Annotated in this window: 14 protein-coding genes; 10 read left to right on the top strand and 4 right to left on the bottom strand. The window is 57.2% G+C overall.

Annotated features, from left to right (window positions below):
• Window positions 1–901: 901 nt before the first annotated feature.
• The 3 genes from NTH_RS04845 (at window position 902) to NTH_RS04835 (ending at window position 6,809) form a co-directional block, all read left to right on the top strand.
• Window positions 902–2,605: a hypothetical protein gene (locus NTH_RS04845; protein WP_338528952.1), complete on the top strand. Its 1,704-nt coding sequence runs from the start codon at window positions 902–904 to the stop codon at window positions 2,603–2,605.
• On the top strand, window positions 2,589–3,533 hold the full coding sequence (locus NTH_RS04840) for a hypothetical protein (RefSeq protein WP_338528951.1): 945 nt from the start codon (window positions 2,589–2,591) through the stop codon (window positions 3,531–3,533). The genes NTH_RS04845 and NTH_RS04840 overlap by 17 nt, the downstream gene beginning before the upstream one ends.
• A gap of 81 nt (window positions 3,534–3,614) precedes the next feature.
• A complete protein-coding gene (locus tag NTH_RS04835; RefSeq protein ID WP_338528950.1) occupies window positions 3,615–6,809 on the top strand; it encodes a hypothetical protein in 3,195 nt (1,064 codons plus the stop codon).
• 408 nt (window positions 6,810–7,217) lie between these two features.
• Here the strand turns inward: NTH_RS04835 and NTH_RS04830 are convergent, their stop codons facing one another.
• Window positions 7,218–8,042, bottom strand: a complete 825-nt coding sequence (locus tag NTH_RS04830) for an AraC family transcriptional regulator (protein ID WP_338528949.1) — start codon at window positions 8,040–8,042, stop codon at window positions 7,218–7,220.
• 488 nt (window positions 8,043–8,530) lie between these two features.
• Here NTH_RS04830 and NTH_RS04825 point away from each other — a divergent pair, with 488 nt between their 5' ends.
• Together NTH_RS04825 and NTH_RS04820 are read left to right on the top strand one after the other, a co-directional pair.
• On the top strand, window positions 8,531–9,076 hold the full coding sequence (locus NTH_RS04825; RefSeq protein WP_338528948.1) for a hypothetical protein: 546 nt from the start codon (window positions 8,531–8,533) through the stop codon (window positions 9,074–9,076).
• Window positions 9,057–9,458, top strand: a complete 402-nt coding sequence (locus tag NTH_RS04820) for a hypothetical protein (protein ID WP_338528947.1) — start codon at window positions 9,057–9,059, stop codon at window positions 9,456–9,458. The genes NTH_RS04825 and NTH_RS04820 overlap by 20 nt, the downstream gene beginning before the upstream one ends.
• Before the next feature lie 108 nt (window positions 9,459–9,566).
• Here the strand turns inward: NTH_RS04820 and NTH_RS04815 are convergent, their stop codons facing one another.
• On the bottom strand, window positions 9,567–10,406 hold the full coding sequence (locus NTH_RS04815; protein ID WP_338528946.1) for a PrsW family intramembrane metalloprotease: 840 nt from the start codon (window positions 10,404–10,406) through the stop codon (window positions 9,567–9,569).
• Window positions 10,407–10,602: 196 nt separating this feature from the next.
• Between NTH_RS04815 and NTH_RS04810 the strand changes: the two genes are divergently transcribed.
• Genes NTH_RS04810 through NTH_RS04800 form a run of 3 tightly spaced genes read left to right on the top strand, consistent with a single transcriptional unit; the run spans window position 10,603 to window position 12,842 of the window.
• Complete coding sequence (locus NTH_RS04810) at window positions 10,603–11,394, top strand: glycosyltransferase family 25 protein (RefSeq protein WP_338528945.1); 792 nt, start codon at window positions 10,603–10,605, stop codon at window positions 11,392–11,394.
• 1 nt (window position 11,395) lies between these two features.
• A complete protein-coding gene (locus NTH_RS04805; protein WP_338531808.1) occupies window positions 11,396–12,139 on the top strand; it encodes a glycosyltransferase family 25 protein in 744 nt (247 codons plus the stop codon).
• A 1-nt stretch (window position 12,140) separates the two neighbouring features.
• Window positions 12,141–12,842, top strand: a complete 702-nt coding sequence (locus tag NTH_RS04800; protein ID WP_338528944.1) for a polysaccharide deacetylase family protein — start codon at window positions 12,141–12,143, stop codon at window positions 12,840–12,842.
• Between the two features lie 686 nt (window positions 12,843–13,528).
• Here the strand turns inward: NTH_RS04800 and NTH_RS04795 are convergent.
• A complete protein-coding gene (locus tag NTH_RS04795) occupies window positions 13,529–14,473 on the bottom strand; it encodes a LysR substrate-binding domain-containing protein (RefSeq protein WP_338528943.1) in 945 nt (314 codons plus the stop codon).
• Between the two features lie 250 nt (window positions 14,474–14,723).
• Between NTH_RS04795 and NTH_RS04790 the strand changes: the two genes are divergently transcribed.
• Together NTH_RS04790 and NTH_RS04785 are read left to right on the top strand one after the other, a co-directional pair.
• Window positions 14,724–14,951, top strand: coding sequence for a hypothetical protein (locus tag NTH_RS04790; protein ID WP_338528942.1), 228 nt, complete (start codon window positions 14,724–14,726; stop codon window positions 14,949–14,951).
• Window positions 14,952–15,489: 538 nt separating this feature from the next.
• Entirely contained in the window at window positions 15,490–15,756 is a 267-nt protein-coding gene (locus NTH_RS04785) for a hypothetical protein (RefSeq protein WP_338528941.1), read from the top strand.
• 552 nt (window positions 15,757–16,308) lie between these two features.
• Here NTH_RS04785 and NTH_RS04780 read toward each other — a convergent pair.
• Window positions 16,309–17,100 carry a crotonase/enoyl-CoA hydratase family protein gene (locus tag NTH_RS04780; RefSeq protein ID WP_338528940.1) on the bottom strand — a complete coding sequence of 264 codons (792 nt, stop codon included), beginning with the start codon at window positions 17,098–17,100 and terminating at the stop codon, window positions 16,309–16,311.
• Window positions 17,101–17,366 lie beyond the last annotated feature (266 nt).

The following is a 17,366-nucleotide window of genomic DNA, read 5'->3' as shown; positions in this document are numbered from 1 at the left end:
TACCAGGACCGACTGCGACTAACCCCATCCGCAATGTGTCTTACCATCCCAAAAAGGAGAGTAAGTCTCAGAAATTTCTATACAATCTGCAAGAATCCGTTCCTGCTATCGCCATAGTATGAATACGAAGAAGCCTCTTGCAACATCAAAATTCGGATGATTTTTCAGAATCGCACATACATCGATGAGTAATTCATTGGGTTTTGCGAGGAAATATCAAAAAATAATGGTTTATAAAATTTGTGCTCCTTTTTACGTTCAGCGTAAGATAATAAATTGTGACATTCTCTGTTGTAAAAGCATATTTTTCTTGGAAAGGCGCACATTTTCTGCATGGCATCGGATGCATGGAGATGTGGAGCCGGCTGTATTTATGCTCCACCTGCCTCAGTGTACAAATAGTTAATTCTACATTAGCATAGAAGCTTCTGATACTGTCAGCATTAGCCGCCTCATCATCCCTGCGTTGGTGACGGATGATGCATTCGAACGTTCGTTAGGAGGAGGACTTGTGCGATGGGAAATGACTATGTGGGGCTTTCACTTCGCGACAGCCGTGAGGAAGCGGAGCCTGGCGGAAGTGGCGAGATGCATGTCTAGGTTGTAACGAAAGGGGGAGCAGGATTCCGGCCTGGAGTATAAGCTGTGGGTCGTCTTTCCGAGCGTTCTTGGCGGCGGACTGCGCGTTCGGAAGCGGTCAACTTGCGGTGGCGCGGGGAGAGGCGACAGTGGGGCAACGTGGCCGTGCCTGAAGAACATATGCTTCAAAATGAAGGGTTGAGAGGACGCGCGCGGTCGTATTGATCGCCGCTAAGCGCGCGACAAAAGGCTTTAGCCGGTACGTGGTCCCGTACCTCTTTGCCGGCAATTCATCTCACATTTGATGCGGAGGGAGAGAGCGATGGCGGACAGCAACGAGTATGTGATCCTGTCACTTAAAGATAGCAAGCCCGACAATGACGAATTGCAGCCCGGCGGAAGTGGTGAGCTGCACGTCACGGTTGTCATGCAGGCGGAAGGCGGGCAGGATCCAAGCTTAGAATATCAATTGTGGGTCGTCTTTCCAGATGGAGGCGGGCTGGATGTAGAAGGCTCCCCGGCAGTCGATCCCACAAAAGGCAATTTGAAGGTGCCGGCCGAAACCAGTTGGAGTGGCGGAAAAGGACTGCGACCCTATTACACGCCGAATTGGAACGATAGGAGCACCGCGCTCCTGGCGCACTGGACACCTGAGAGCGCCGGGGTGACCGACGCTTCAATGAACAACTACGTTGGCTGGATCATAAAATACAAGGCCAAGGCTGCCGATAAATACGACTTTTTGAAGCAGCCACTTCAGCGCATCCTTCTCTATCTCCGCGTGGCGGGCAGCGGTGCGCTGATCTATGACGCCTCGATCGATAAGCACAAGACGGTGGCCGTGACAGCGCCGGCGCCCGCCTTCGTTCCCGACAGCCTTAGTGTCGATAAGGCCCACGTGGCGACGACCGATAAAAAACTATGGATCGGTCCCCGTCCGCAAATCGTACTTCATGGCCAGGTGACACCGGTCACCGCTGCCAAAACCATGTCGGTGCAATGGAAGATCGGCTCAGGGAGTTGGTCGAAGGCTGACAACGTGCCGGTCTCCAACGGCCGAGATATCGGTCCCTGGACCATCAGCGATGCGGCCTTCCAGCAGGAAGGAGAGCATAAGCTGGAGCTTCAGGTGGCCGCGGACTCCAAGTCGAGCTGGAGCAAGTCCTTGCCCCTGACGGTGAACGTCGACGCGACCGCCCCCGCACTGTCCGACCTGGTGATCGAGGTCACGGCGAAGGGTGAAGCGCACCTGACCGGCAAGATCAGCGACGCCGGGTCGGGTGTGGCGTCCTGGGAGGGAACATGGCCCGCCGGCTCCGGTTGGAAGGCCAAGGACAACACGAGCGGCTCCGTCGACGCGATCCTCGGAAAGAAGCTTGATTTCAGCACGGACCTCTCGCTGCGCGCCACGGATAATGTCGGCAATACCTCCGCACCCGTGCCTGTCGCGATCGCGGCGGACACGTTATTGGAGATCGCGTGGAACCTGCCGAAGGACCAGGACTTAAATCTTGGAGAAGCGTTCCTTTACATTATTGGAATTGGTCCGAAGCTTCCCGCCACCTTGCCTCCGTTGGATGTCGAGCTGGAACTGCCGCCCGGGGCCGGAGCAAACGGAGCGAAGAACCCCCAGTCCGCCATAGACGCCAGTACGCAGGATGACATCCAGTGGGTAACGAGTGACCCGTCGTGGACGGGTGCAGCACCGCATGTGCACCTGATAAGACTGCCCGCTTTTAAGGAGGCGGCGGTTGTGCAAGCTGCTGCGAATGTGTCCCCGCAGACGGTGGAGCTGGTGGGCAATCCGTTGCCGGCCGCCACCGTGGTGGTGAAAAGCCAGCATTTCAAAAAGGCGATATCCCTGGTACAGCCTAAGCCAAGGCCGTCGATCTACGCGGCGCCTCCGCGGTTCGCGATAACATCGCCCGACGCGCGTGGATGGGTGACGAACTCCAAGGCCGTCAGCTTCAGCGGCGTCTTCCGCCCCCCCCTTGATGACAGGGAAAGAAGTGCTGTTCGAGTTTGATCTGGATGGCAAGAGCAACTGGAAAGCGGTCGAGGCGACGGTCAAGCAACAGGAGCACTTCGAAGTTCAATTGCCGGCCGATTCATTCGCTGATGGGAATTACTACGGGGTATCGCTGCGCGCCAGATACAAGGACGATCTGACGAGGCCTGTGACCAGATCAGCCCATACCGAGGCTGCCTTTGTTCATATCGACAATACACTACCTTCTTTCAAAAGCGTGTCGGTCCGCGTCGACGGCGACACGTTGAAAGCTGCGGGTACGGTCGTCGGCCCTGCGGGCGAAGAACTCGTCGATCCGATCGACGCCGTCAAGGTGGCTTGGGGTGGAAGCAACTTTAGAGAGCTCGATGCCAAGCTCGAAACGACCGGTAAGACCGGTGGCCCGAATGAATGGCGTTTTTCGCTGGAAACGCCGCTGACAAGTGTCAAAGATCTCCTGCTGACGCCGCAGGTGATGGCGATAACCCAAGCGAAGGTTTCGAAGTCGAGCGCACCGCGCTTCTTCAACTCGCACGGACTGATCGATGTTGACTTGCAGGTCGACGGCGCATCAGCGACCGGCAAGACCGTGACAAAGCGGGCCGGCGATAAATTTTCCTTAGCCATCGTGATTTCGATGAAGGCCGGGATGCCCCAATACAATATAAATATCGAGATGAGTAATGGAGTATCATCAGACGAATCGCAGAAAATTAATGTTGATGACAATACTATAAAGCTCAATGAACGTTGGGACGCGGGAGGAACGCTTGCGCAAGCGAACGACCTTAAACAAGGCAGTGAATTCACGATCAATGTTCCTTTAATGATCAATCCGACAGCTAAGTCGGGAAAGGAGGATGAGGAAATAAAAATATCTGTAGTTGATCCTAAACACAATACATTACAAGGTAGTCTTAGTTACATCTTGCAAGTGCACCTATAGATAAGCGCTTAGCGGCGGCGGTATTTTCCGGCTGAAATCCGCCAATGCAAACATCAACGACTAAACCATTACGGTGACATCATGGACGACAACTTGAAGGCCATTTCGCTTGCGGCAGGAACAGATGCCGGCGGCATCGCCATCGCTCCCGATGGTGTCGTATGGGTGACGGACAAGCGCGATGCTCCCCCAGGCAGAGCGGGCCAAGTATTTTCCATACTGCCCGACGGCAGCAGGTGGGATGCGCATCCTTTGCCTGAAGTGCCTGACGGGCGCGCAGGGCCGCAGCCGGCATATGTCGCTCTCCAGACCAGCGGTAACGCTGTCGAGGCAGTTTGGGTGAGCGATAACGGGGCGGGTGTCGTCTATCGGCTCAAGCCGGGAACCAGGGACCCTAAGGAGGTCGTGGTGGTTGATATCGGCAAGGACTCCAGGCCTCGTGGTCTCGCTTGGGATCAAGCGAGACACCGTGTATGGGTCGCGGACGAAGCTGGACATCGATTGCTGGCCATCGATCCCGCAAGCAACAAACCAGATCCGGCGCTTACAACCTCTCGCCCAGGTTCGGCGATCGCTCTGGTGGCCGTCTCGGCTCAAGGCGTCTGGTTCACTGAGTTTGCACCCGGCAAAGTCTCGGTCCTCGACGCCGACAAAAAAGCCCTCACGGAATTCGACGTCGGACTGGTCACTGACGATGGGACCGAAAAGGCTATTCGCTACCCTTACGGGCTTGCCGTCCGTGGCAACAGTGTGTGGTTTACGACAAATGGAATTGAAGGATCGCCGGGAGAGTTATGGGCCATTGACGATACCGGGAACCTTGAAACGGCAAAGCTGCGCAAGGTTGCGAGCTTTGGTGCTGACCTTTCGCCGCGAGATATCGCGGTGGACTCGGCTGGGTATTTTTGGATCAGCCTGTTCTACGGCCACAAGGTGGTTCAAATCACAAATGCCGGTACGGTCGTCAAAGAATACGATCTCGATGCAAGTGCTCTTCCAGGAGCGATCGCTTACGGGTCCAGCCAAGATGAAATCTGGGTTTCTGACGAGACCGCAGCTAATCGTCGGGTCGTTCGTCTAACGCCAATCAAGACGGTCCCTTTTTTCAAAAGTGCGTCGGTTCGCGTTGACGGCGACACCTTGAAAGCTGCGGGTACGGTCGTCGGCCCTACCGGCGAAGCCGATCCGATCGACGCGAGGAGGTATGTCATGCGGCATATCGACGTGCGATGCGACAGACGGAAGCGGACTGCAAGGCGATCGGTATCGTGCCGTTTGGCGATACTATCGGCGATAATATCCCTTCCCGTCAGCCTGCTGTCGGGGCCGGCCGCGGCGCTCACGGCGAATATAAAGGGAGATATTGAGGAGCACTCGGATTATCGCGTCTACGATGGCACGTTGAAGCTCAACGGCGAGATCACCCATCCGTTCCCGCAGGAGCGCGATGACGCATTCTGGATCATTTTTCAGCCCGGCGGCATGCCGCCACCGGTCGACAGCGGAGGAGGAAATCTCGACGACGGCAGCGGGGCAGGAATTGTCCTTCCGGATGCCAAGCCGGCCGACAAGCCAGCCGATTACAAGGGCGCCTTACCTATTACAGCCACAAGCAATACGGCGCTCCGCCGGGAATTGTCTGACGAAGACATTGAAAAAGCTTCCTTAAATGGCATTATTATTACCCGCAAACAAGTTGAAAATCTATCCTGCATTCAACAGTCGCCGTACTACTGGTATCCGGGGCCACTTGCTCCTCTCTTGCTGCCGGTCATAGTTCCCCATTTGCACGATTGGGTAGGGGTTTGTGATGTGCCTGTGACGTGGATGGAGTGGGGACAGACCAAATATTGGCTGGACAACCCACGCTTCGATCTTTCTGTGGGGCCAGCGGAAACCCCCGTCGAAACCACCGATGACATGAAATCGAACTTTCCGGGCGCCCCAAACGACATTGTCTGGCATGAAGGGCAAACTTACGTAATTCGGCTTGCCGCCACAACTAAGGTCGCCGGCGACAATGACTACGCCCAACGCGTCATCCGGTACATGGGTGAGCCGGCCGTGAAGGATCTTTCTCCGCAAGAGACGGAGGCGGAGAGCAAAGGCTATGCCATCATTTCGGTCGCACCCGAAAATAGCCAAGACTATAGTCTAGATCGTTGCAAGACGACGATCAGCGGACCAGGTGTGGATAATGCCACAGCTCACGGAGGCGTCGACAAGGCTGGTGATGGCCATTACCGCGCCATTCTCGAATTGCAAGAGGCGAATTACCAGGTTGGCCAGACATACACGGCTACGACCGAGTGCTTCTTTTCCATGATAAATGACGCCTCCGGCCGGAGCTGGACGGTCTTGGGCGGACAGAAATCCAAGGCCCAATTGGCGCATCGGATCAAGATTCTACCCGAGCATCAAAAAACCGTTGTGGAGCGGGTGGAAGTTCCGAAAATAGTTACACAAGAAGTTACACGAGAAGTCACCAAGGTAGTCACAAAGGAGACTACCAAGCGGGTAATCCCACCTAAACTAACAGGGATTAAGGGGAGTTTTCTGGATAGCACTGGCGAAATAGCAATAAATGCAAGCTTGTTTGCCATCGATTCGGGAGCAGATCCGAAGAAGACAAAAGTGGAATATAGATCCGGCGGCGACAAAGACTGGAAAACGGTGCCGAGAATCACGTGGGATGACGGGGGGCTATCCTTTGTGGCAACACTGCCGAATACAGTGCTGGCACCCGATGTACCGGTCTCACTTGAGCTGCGGGCAACGGCAGAAAACGGCCTTACGGACGAGGCACACGTACCGTTCGCGTTGAAGTCCTTTGTCGACCTGTATTTCCTGCGTCCCGACACCGAAGAGCCTGTCACAGAAGGCTCTGGCGTCAAAGCGCAAGGCGAGATGCTTTTGCGACTGAAGCTGGTCGTCCGGCATCCTATCGGCAGGCTGCAATCCCGCCTTGAACTGCCTGAGCATATCGAGTTCGACAAGAAGCATCGTACGTTCGTGCAGTTCTCCGACGGTGGAGAGAGGCAGCGTGTGCCGCCGCATGTCTTAAGCGTCGAAACGGATTGGGACGGCAGTGATAAGCCATTTCTCTTTTCCACGGACCTTCTGAAACCAGGAGAATATTTCATAACCGTGCCGGTTGCGGTCGAAAAATCGGCCGGCGAAGATCTTAGAAGCGTGAAGTGGAGTGTCGATGCGGCGAAAGGCGACAGATACATCAGCCCCCACGAAGTCAGCAAAGTGCTGCCGATACTGCCCTGAGACCCGCTTTCATTGATATCGCCGGTCAAGATGCTTCTGCACTTTTCTCGGACCGTTCCGCAGGTTACGCCGCCAGTGCGACCGACTCCTTGCAACAGCGGAGCGCGATTGTGTCGGCCATCTATCCTTGCCTTTGACAATTCGCTTCGAGGGCCGCTGTCCGCAGACGTTTCGGGAACATCCGGCGGCATTTGATCAAAGCGAAGTGGGTACAAGGTGTGCCGACGTCAGCTTCAGAGACGACAGGGTTGCTTCCTGCGGCTTGGCTGCCGCGATGGCGCTCGATCAGGTTGCGCCACTTGTATTTACGGCGCCATACGGCGCAGGTCGGTCCTTGCGGTTGCGCTTGGCCGGGATGACAGTCTGCTCATCGGAGGTTGGCTACCTGCGGCTGGCAGGGCGTGCAGATCACCGCAAATGCTCTCGACGCAAGGCAGTGGGTGTTATGCCGCGCAGCCGCCTCATGGTGGCCGTCATATGACTGTGGCTGTGGAAGCCTGCCAGCCTGGCTATTTCGGCAAGCGGCAAATCCGTCTTCACGACCAGATCTTCCGCATAAGAAACACGTTGGGAGATGATGTACTGATGCGGTGATTGACCAGTCGTCTCACGGAAGGCGCGCATAAAGTGGCTTTGTGATAAATTCACCAGCTTCGCCAGGTGCTCTACTGTCACTGTCTCGGATATATTCTCGGCGACGAATTCGTTGACGAGTCGCAAGTTGCGGAATGAGAGCCCACCTTTGAGGCCGGATTGCGTTTCCAGACCTTGCAGGTAAATTTGCCTAATAGCGATAGTTCCAAACACTGAAACAAGAGAATTTACATATATGGAGTTCAATCGTCCGTTCGATCGGAACTCCTCCTGGATCATGCTTGCGAAACGCTTTGCGTTCTCATCATCAATCATAACTGGACGAGATGGCCATTCGATCTGTCCACCAAACTCGATTTCAGCCTGCGCCTGCAGCCAGCGCTCGTGGAGCGCGATGATCACGCCTTCTTGCACTCTTGCATAAGACTCGTCGCTCTTGGTTCCCGGAGGAAAGAGCTCGATCGTCCGCCCTGCCGTTGAATTTCGGGATTTCTCGGGCCTAACGACAGCCATCGCAGCTGTCGGACTCACTGTAATACGATAGTCATCCGATGTCGGGGGACGCAGCGCCACCGCCCCGCTTTCGATTTCAATCGTTGACGCCCGCGCGTCCGGGAATATTTTCAGCAGCGAAGTCAATGCCGTTGTCCAACAATTGACCTCCCCTCACCGCACGGGGCAGTCCGGTTACCCTAGAGCTGCCCGGAACCCCATCCGGCCCCCTGCGTTACGTTTACCAGAAGTTGTATTTGATGGCAACGCTCAGGTTCTTGAAAATGAGGCGAATTGCTTATTGGCAACGACATCCTCTGGGACATCTACTCAGCCAGGTCTTTTGGGGCCGTGGCGAACACTCTGTCCCATCGGCGAAGCTACGTCATTCCAAATTTGATCCCGCCATTAGGCGCTTGCAACCTTCGGGAGCGGCCGGCCCGGATTCGAGGCTGCAAAAGGACGGCACCGCGCCGGCCGTCAATTAGGGCGCCTGCGCGGCCAAGGTCTGGCTTTGGATCGCTCATTGAACCGGCATTGAGCTGGCAGCGACGCATTGCCCGTAGAGCCCCAGCATGAAAATGTTGGTGGGTGGGATGGGGGCACGTAGCGAACCTGAATAGGGAGAAATGATCATGCCGATTGCCGCCTCCGCAGCCATTTTATTCATCAACACAACCCTGAGCGCTGCCTCGCCCACGCTCTCGCAGGACGAGGCTGCCGCATTCGTGCAACGGTTTTGCACAACGCTCATCCCGGCAGTCGCTGATTATGATGCGAACGCTTCCGACGGTGCATGGCCCCCGGACGACCTCGCCGTGTTCGGCCCGCTCGTGACGCCGGAACTGGCCGAGCTGGTTCAACAGGCCATCGAATACAGCGCTGCGTCTCAGGCCGCCACTGACGGGAAACCGCCGCTCGGCGACGGCATCCCGTGGACGGCCGGGGACACCGCGTCGGATTGTACGGCTGGTGCGATTACCGGCACCGCCGAGAAGCCCGAGGTCGAGGTTCATTACCAGTTCTTTTATGACTCCACGCAGGGGTGGACGGACCGGCTTGTCCTTTCCCGGCACGCCGGCGAATGGCGTGTGGATGATATACTCTTCGGGATATTCGACTACGCCTCCGGATTGCGGGCGAGCCTGACGGCAGTGATCGATGAGCCGATCCCACAGTAAGGTGCTGATCTACGTCATTCTGGTCCTAATCGCCTTTGCCGGGACGCTCGTAGATTGGCTTCTGTGGTTGAGCGGTGAGCCCGTCATCAACACGGCTGTACTTGCCCATGCGGCTGCAATCGTGATCGGGACGTTGCTTTGGCAATTCGCTGACGGCAAAGACAGGGGTACAAGGGCGAGTGTCCTGAGCAGCGTGATGACTGTCGTGTTCGCGCCGCTCGGCTCGGCGATCCATCTCTATCAGAGCCGGGATTGGAAGGCCGCCACGGCAATCTTGGCCGCTTTCTGGGGCGGCCTCGTTGTGGCGGTCCTTACCGCAAATTTCGCCGGAAACTGGATTGCGACAAACATCATTTTTGGCGGTGTGCCGGCTAGCGGGTAGAAGGCCTATTGAGGCTGCGCCACATCCAGGTCTGCGGAGAAACTCCGCAACTGTTGGAAAACCTCCGTATTGTCACGCTAAGAGCACTCTGCCTGTCGGCGCCGTTCATCAATTGACGTCCGTAGAGTCCCGGTGGATGATCTCCCGCCGCTGCAACCGGCGCAGCGCGATAACGAATAGTACGCCGTAGGCCGGTGCAATGAAGATCAGGGTAAACGGGGCAAGCAGAGTAGCGCTGTCAAAGATCGCGTGCAGGATAAATGCGAGCAAAAAGCCCCAAAATATCCACCAAAGCGCTTTGCCCGGCGATAGCCGCTGCCGCGCAGCCATCCCGGCGGCCAAACCCGTAGCGGCGGTGAACAGAGGGTGGGCATGGGCCGTGAAAATCTCCCTGACCACATAAGTCGCCACGAGGCTGCTGAAACCGTTATCGGATAGACTGTTGTTAAGATAAGCAATGTCCTCCGCGAAACCGAAACCAGTGCCCACCAACGCCCCATAGACAAGCCCGTCCCAAGGTCCGCGCAGATGCCGCTGCGCGCAGACATAGAGCAGGACGATGAAAAGACCCTTTGAAAATTCCTCCCAAAAGGGCGCGACAACCATCGTGTCGAGACCCGGAAGCCCCAATAGAGCGTCAATGGCATCGAAAACGTCTTCGAAAACGACTGCGGCGACGAAGGAAAGCAGGCTGCCCCACGCCAGCGCCGATACCAGCAGGCCCTGCGGTCGCGGGGGGCTGACATCGTAGTGCAGCAGAACCGTGATCCATATCCCATAGGGCACCAGGACAGTCAGTCCGCACAGCGCATAGATCCAAGTCTGCTTCAGTGGCGCTTCCTGGAACAGCATGACCAGAAGCACCGTCGCGACGAAAATGCCCGCCGTTGCAACGACGAGGTGGCGGGAGGGCAAGGAATCAACCTTTAACAGAGGTCGCTGGTTCATCGCTTCTTCGAGTGATGCCTAACAGGGATCATAATCATAAGATATGATCTTGATTTTGGCCATAACTCGATGTGGATTGTTAAGAAATTGCGAAATTTCATGATTATATCACAAATGATGTAGTGTAAGATTCCATTTAAGACTACCCGCAAAACGGGCGCTATGAATATCTTTCCATGACAGCATTGGAGGGGTCATGCGCCGATGCGTTGAACTCAAGTTAAAAGCTTACATACTGACTGTCGATACTGCGGGTGGTTCGCGGCACTCCCATGCCCTTGGTGAGGCAGCGAGGCTTGGTCTGCCCTGGCAATTTGTCGAAGGTGCTCGAATAGACGCCAATTCGGTGCCGCCTGAATATTCCCGTCTCTTAAATTTCCTCTTCTATCGCCGGAGAATGTCGTCGGGCGAGATCTCGGTCTATCTCGGTCATCGACAAGCTTGGCAACAACTTCTCGATGACCGGAAAGACTACGGTCTCATTCTGGAAGACGATTTCCAGGTTATCGATGAGGACCGCTTACGGGGCGCGATCGAGGACGCCGTTTCGAGCCCGGGAGATTGGGACCTCATCAAGTTCTTCGACATAAGGTCGAAGCCGGTCATGGCATCCACCACGCTGGGTTCCACAAAATTCGTGTGCCGAAGATGTCCGCCGAATGGAGCGGTGGCCTACCTGATCAATGACCGCGCCGCCCGCGCACTGCTGTCCCGCAAGCGCATCTTCCGCCCGGTTGACGAGGACATCTCACGACCCTGGGAATTCAAGCTGCGCGTGTGGTCCTCGGAACGCAACCTTGTGACCGAAAACAGCGGATCACTGGGTGGCTCTCTCCTGGAAGAGGCACGGGAAGAGGAAGAGATACAACAACGTCGGAACCCGCTGCGAAATATCATAATAAGAAACGCACTGGAGTTGTGCAAACTAATATCATCAAGGAAGCATGTAGATGAAATAAAGAGGAGCGTACAGAGGATTGAAGGCTGAGATGCGAACATCGGTATATAATATTAAAGCGTATATTATACATCTACACCGCGCTACTCGCCGACAACTGAATGTAGAAATGCTCGCCCGAGCACTGGAGGTGCCCGTAACAGTGCTACATGCGGAAGATGAGCGCTGGATAACGCCGGAGACCCTGGACAAGCATGTAAGGCGCCGGCTTTATCGTCCCTATTACCCATTTCCGCTGAATCGAGCGGAAGTCGCCTGTTTTCTTTCACATCGCCGGGCCTGGCGGACCATCGTTGAGGACGGCGTGCATGCCGGGCTCATCCTGGAGGACGACGCCGCACTCACCGCCGAATTCGATCCCGCTTTCGATGTGGCCCGTCGAGCCCTTCAGAATGGCGCGCTCGTCCGCTTCCCCTATAGGAACGATCGCGAGCATGGCCGGGTCCTTTTCCAAGACGGAGATCATCAGGTTATCGAACCGAACCCCGTCGGCTTGGGTATGGTCGCGCAACTTGTCTCACGCGAGGCAGCCCAGCGCTTGCTGATAGCCACTCGGCACTTTGACCGGCCGGTCGATGTATTCGCGCAGATGCATTGGGTCACCGGGATTGCGCCATTGAGCGTCCGCCCCAGCGGTATCCGGGAAGTATCCCACGAATTGGGCGGGAGCATGCTGAAACAGCGCAAAGGCGTCTTGGACAGAATCTCCCACGAGGTCCTGCGGCCGATCTATCGGCGAAAGGTCCGCAGCTATTCTGCAAGGAGGCCTGCATGACATGTCGGTGCCGATCCTTCTTTATCACCAGATCGCCGTTCCGCCGCCAAAGCCGATGCCCTTTCGCAGCATGTTCGTGCATCCACGCAACTTCGCCCAGCAGATGGCATGGCTCAAAAGGTTGGGCTACCAAGGTTTGTCATTGAAGGATGCAACGCCCTACATCTGTGGGGAAAAGCATGGCAAGGTGGTGGCAATCACCTTTGACGATGGCTTTGCCAATGTCATTGAAACGGCTGCCCCAATCCTGAAACAATGCGGCTTCACGGCGACGAACTTTATCGTTGCGGACGAGATCGGCGGCAGCAACACCTGGGATCAACCCCTGGGCGTTGTGCACACTGCATGCATGGGGCGAGAGCAGCTTCGGCGGTGGATGGAGCTAGGCCACGAGATTGGTTCGCACACCTTGAACCACGTTCGCTTGGACCGCATGAACGCCAACGAGGCTCGGCGGCAGATTACCGAGTCTCGCGAAAAGCTGCAGTCGGTATTTGGAACCAGCATTGTCAGTTTCGCCTATCCCTATGGCGAGCAGTCGCCGCATCATCGCACCATGGTGCGCGAAGCCGGCTATGCTTGGGCCGTGACCACCGAGCGTCGCAGCGCAAATGCCCACGATGACCCGGCAGGGCTTCCACGCAAAACCGTTCGACGCTCCGACACGGCTCTGCATTTCCTGAAGAAGGTGCTGACCAAATGAACCTGCCAGGCGAGCCGTTGCGATATCCGCTCTATTACGGCAGTGAGATCATGCTTACACCGTTTCCTAAGATCGAGGATCGTTAAGCGTTGCGATCTTGAGCGCACTTGCCCTTCAAGGCTGCGGGAAATTGGGCTCATCAAGCGGGTGTCGGGCCCACTTCTTCGAGCTTTCAGTTATAGGTCGAGCACGAGCGCGCGGGTTGCCGGCACAGCCGAGCACATAGGAGCTTCATCCTGTCAATGGCTGGGCTGGCGCGGTCACCCCGCCATATCGCCCGTCAAGTGGTCGAGCATGGCAACCACCGGCGTCGCAGCGATGCCGGCGGACAAGAGCACGATCGGCCTGTCGCTGCCGGTGTCGAGAACGAAGTCGCCGCGCGGCGCGAGCGCATGAATGACCGTCGCTGCACGTGTGGGCTACCGCGGCCGATGCGCCGCCGCCCGCATTGGACTGACGCTGTCGTGGTCCGAGCGATACGCTGGTGGCAGCTGTCCGAAGTAGGAGCCAAGGGCTTCTTTTGGGCTACGAAATGATCCGTTTCGTGCGCAATAGACGAACGCTGAGCGAACCGTGTCGTCTTACACAGATAAGTTCGGCAACCTGTCGTAGTGGGTTCAGGGAGGCGTCCGTGGTCCAGCAAGCGTTCGTTCGGGCCTCGCTCTGAAGACGGCCTCGTTACCCGGCTATCCTGCAAGTTGCCGCCTTATCCATTGCCGGAACGTCCTGAAAGCCGGGCGGTTCTTGCTGTCTGACCAGCACAGGTAATAGTGGCGTATATTCCGTGCCGGCCACCGATCGTCGCTGAACAATTGCACCAGGCGCCCGCTGGCCAGATAAGGCGCGGCATAAACATGGGGCAGCCATGCCACGCCATGTCCGTCAAGTGCCGCCACGAGCGTCAGCGCGCTCGGCAGCCGGGCAATCCGTGCATGAGCTTGATGGGCCACGCCGTGATCGTCGAACCAGTTGGACATTTCGATGTCGCGGTCCTCATCCAGAATCCATGGGAGCCTGGTCAGATCCTGAGGTGTCTGAACGGAAACGGACCCCAGAACAGAAGGCGCCGCCACGACAACATCCCTGCTTTCAAGGAGCCTTTCGCAGTTCACCCCTGGCCAGTTGCCGTCACCATGCCTGACTGCGGCATCGAAATCGCCTTGTTCGAGATCATGCACCGTCGCATCGGCATTGATGCGCAGATCGATTTCAGGATGACGCTGCAGAAACGCGCCAAGGCGCGGCAGCAGCCAATGCTGGGCGAAATGCGGCGTCACGGTGATATTGAGGATGTTATCGTCGCGTCGAAAATGATCGATGTCACCGGCAATCGCCCGGAAATTCCGGAGCAGATTGTCGGCCAGGTCTTCAGCTTCCGGCGACATGGCCAGGCGATTGCCGGAACGGGTGAACAATTTGCGCTGCAAGCGGTCTTCCAAGCCTCGCAGATGCTGGCTTACCGCGCCATGCGTCACCTTGAGCGTCTGCGCAGCAGCACCGACAGAGCCGGTTTCACGGACCGCCGCGAAAGCACGAAGCGAGTTGAGCGGCAGCCAGGCGATATCGTTTCGTTTTGCCATGATAGAAAAACTAACAGTGACATAGCATTTCTGACAAGCACTAACCTCCACGGATTGCTAGATTTAACGGGTCTCATAAACGGAGGTAAGATCAATATGGTGCGCAATTTTTCTAACTATCATGCTCAGAACGGCTCCACCCTCCAGCGTCGTGCTTCCGGCATTGATCAGGAGGCAATTCACCGAATCCGCCACCAGGGACGGATCGAGCGGGCGAAAATTGTTCGTCGGTGCTTTGCAGCACTCAAGCGGGCAATGCTCCAGGCCGTTGCCACGGCAGCTCACTCGGCGGGGACGTCCCATGAGCCGTCTGAACGGCGAGGAGCAAGCATTCGAAACCCGCCCAACGGACGCTGATCTCGGCGATCTGCGCGCGTTTGGCCGCGGCGGCACTGCCGAAGACCAGGCTATCGCGCCGCGCCCGATCCTCACCGATCGGAACAGCGCGGTCCTCTCGACGACCTCGTCGATGTCGCGAACTACTGGCGCGCTGGGTGTGATCGGCGGTCGCTCGAGGGGCGCGCCTTGACCGGTTCGGCCGGTTCCGCACGAAAGCGCTTCAAAATCGGCTGCAAGCGGCGTCGCCGAGCGCGATGGCCGGTCGTGAAAATCTCTCCAACAACGTGAAAACTTCTCGGTTGTGGCTCCGCGTCGCAATCGGCACACCGGTAGGCCAGCAGGAAAATGAAGAGGTGTGGGACCATGCCCTTCCGACCGCCTCGCCGCGGATGCCAAATCCAGGGGTTCATCCGCCGCATGAAAAGGCGCTCTCGGACTGCGGCCGGAATCATGCGTGAGGCGCTCGCGTTGCTCGCGATCTGGCGCGACCGGTCCCTGAAGCGGCGCCAACTCGCATCGATGTCAAGGCGGGAATGGCAGGACATCGTCGCCACAAGATGCGACGTCGCCGCCGAAGTGGAAAAACCTTTCTGGAGGGCGTGAGCTGAAGCAGGCCTCGTGCTCAACGCCCTGGATCGGCGGTAACGCCGATCGTACCGCCTCGGACCTGGTCGGAAGCATCCGGCACAGATTTGTACCGCTTCTGAAGCCTTTGACGAGGTTCCACCATGGACAGGCTCAATCAGAACCCCATATCGGCGGCGCTCGGGGCCGCCAGCGCCAGCAGATCCGAGAGGGACATCTGCAATGGGGCTGGAAAGCCGGTTGTGAGCAGTGACGAGGCTGCTTTCATCAACACTGTGACAGAGATGGCACGTTCCGACGCCAACTTCGTCGAGATTTACATGACCGTCCGCGGCTATCGCGCCGAGATTGTGGGAAATGTCTTCGCAAGGATGTTTGCGCGTTTGTTCTCTAGAAAAGAAGAGAACTGAGCGCACAGAATATCTATCAAACAGGCAATGGTGGAAATCTCTGGCGCGCAGATGGCGGTGGGCATCTTCGATTGGATTCTGAAGAAGAGTTGTCATCTCTGAACGTCTCGCCTCCGTCACCATCGGCCGTTCCTAATCCCTTACTGGGATTGCGCCGCGCCAACGCCGCGCCGATGCTTTCGGAAGAACCGGAAGTGAACGCCATTCTCCAAAGATGAAATCTTCCCGTTTGTCGCTGACGGTCTGTACGGGCACTCAAGGGTTCCAACCGATGAGGTGATGGAATGCCCGACCGCTTGCTGCTCAAACCATGGAAGATGTTCCTTGCCTGGCAGAGACGGGACGCCGAGGTCCGGTTCCTGGCGACGCGTTCGGATCACGAGTTGAAGGAACTCCGCCTGGATCAGAAGACGATCAGGCGGATACGTTCCATCGCGGGAGCTCACATGGACGATTCTACTCGAAATCCGTTCTAACAGCTGGGCTGGCCTGCGGTTTCTTGGAAGCTCCGGCCCGTCGAGGTGCCTGAGCTTTGGAGTCGAAGCGTGTCGTTCAGGCACCTCGATAGTTGGCGCGCCGCCGCTCGATCCAGGCATCCAGCCCTTCGCGCAGGTCATGGCTGGGCACCATGCGCGCGAACTGCTCGCTTTCCGTCATCAGCCCCTCGCCGATGCTCATATTCAACCCGCGTGTAACAGCCGTCAGAATGCTCGCCACCGCAAGTGGCGAATGCTGCATGATGCGGCGAGCCAGATCCCGCGCCGCGTCAAGCAGCGACTCGGCTGGAACGACCGCGTTTACAAGCCCAATCTCAAATGCTCGCTGCGCGCTGAAAGGCTCACCCGTCAGCAGCAGCTCCAGCGCGCGCTTGCGCCCGGCAAGGCGCGGCAGACGTTGCGTACCGCCGAAGGTGGGCGGCATGCCCAACCGGATTTCCGGCTTGGCAAATGCGGCGTTCTCGCTCGCCACCGCGAGGTGCACCGCCTCCGTGACTTCGCAGCCGCCACCATAGGCCAGACCATTGACCGCCGCAATGATCGGCTTGGTGAAGGATTCCAGCCGGCTTGTCATGGCCTGGCCGCGGCGCACGAAGTCGCGCACGGCGCCGTTCACGCCGGATCTCACGCTTTCGGAGAACTCGTGGATGTCGCCGCCCGCCGAGAAGGCGCGCCCGCCAGCCCCGGTTAGGATGAGCGCCTGCACATCGGTGTCCGTCTCCAACTCGTCGAGCAGGTTCATGATGCGATCTGCCATCTCGTAGTTGATCGCATTCAGCCGCTCGGGCCTGTTCAGTGTGAGGGTAGCAATCCCGCAATCGACTTCGCAAAGAACTGTGGTCTGCATTTCATCTTTCTCCTTGGGACGAGCGAAGGGTTTCCCTTGTCGGGACGCTGTTCAAACGAGATCGACTGGCGATTGATGAGAAGAATTTGCCGATGGACGTCGGCGGCGAGGTGCGGCGAAAATGGATGAACAAAATTCGCGCGATGTGAGCAAAATTCATGGCCGAAAGCTCGCGCCAGGCAGATGCGGTGCTTACGAATATTGAAGACAGTCCCGGTACGGAGAAGACAGACAGGATGGAATAGCCAGAAGCCCGACCGTCGGGT

It is taken from the genome of Nitratireductor thuwali (assembly GCF_036621415.1).
GTDB lineage: Bacteria > Pseudomonadota > Alphaproteobacteria > Rhizobiales > Rhizobiaceae > Chelativorans > Chelativorans thuwali.
This window is presented reverse-complemented; position numbering and strand designations above follow the sequence as displayed.

Excerpts from the sequence above, each read along its gene's own strand:
- NTH_RS04845 (WP_338528952.1), top strand. The coding sequence starts at position 902 with ATGGCGGACAGCAACGAGTATGTGATCCTGTCACTTAAAGATAGCAAG.
- NTH_RS04835 (WP_338528950.1), top strand. The coding sequence starts at position 3,615 with ATGGACGACAACTTGAAGGCCATTTCGCTTGCGGCAGGAACAGATGCC.
- NTH_RS04825 (WP_338528948.1), top strand. The coding sequence starts at position 8,531 with ATGCCGATTGCCGCCTCCGCAGCCATTTTATTCATCAACACAACCCTG.
- NTH_RS04820 (WP_338528947.1), top strand. The coding sequence starts at position 9,057 with ATGAGCCGATCCCACAGTAAGGTGCTGATCTACGTCATTCTGGTCCTA.
- NTH_RS04815 (WP_338528946.1), bottom strand. The coding sequence starts at position 10,406 with ATGAACCAGCGACCTCTGTTAAAGGTTGATTCCTTGCCCTCCCGCCAC.
- NTH_RS04810 (WP_338528945.1), top strand. The coding sequence starts at position 10,603 with ATGCGCCGATGCGTTGAACTCAAGTTAAAAGCTTACATACTGACTGTC.
- NTH_RS04805 (WP_338531808.1), top strand. The coding sequence starts at position 11,396 with ATGCGAACATCGGTATATAATATTAAAGCGTATATTATACATCTACAC.
- NTH_RS04800 (WP_338528944.1), top strand. The coding sequence starts at position 12,141 with ATGTCGGTGCCGATCCTTCTTTATCACCAGATCGCCGTTCCGCCGCCA.
- NTH_RS04790 (WP_338528942.1), top strand. The coding sequence starts at position 14,724 with ATGAGCCGTCTGAACGGCGAGGAGCAAGCATTCGAAACCCGCCCAACG.
- NTH_RS04785 (WP_338528941.1), top strand. The coding sequence starts at position 15,490 with ATGGACAGGCTCAATCAGAACCCCATATCGGCGGCGCTCGGGGCCGCC.
- NTH_RS04780 (WP_338528940.1), bottom strand. The coding sequence starts at position 17,100 with ATGCAGACCACAGTTCTTTGCGAAGTCGATTGCGGGATTGCTACCCTC.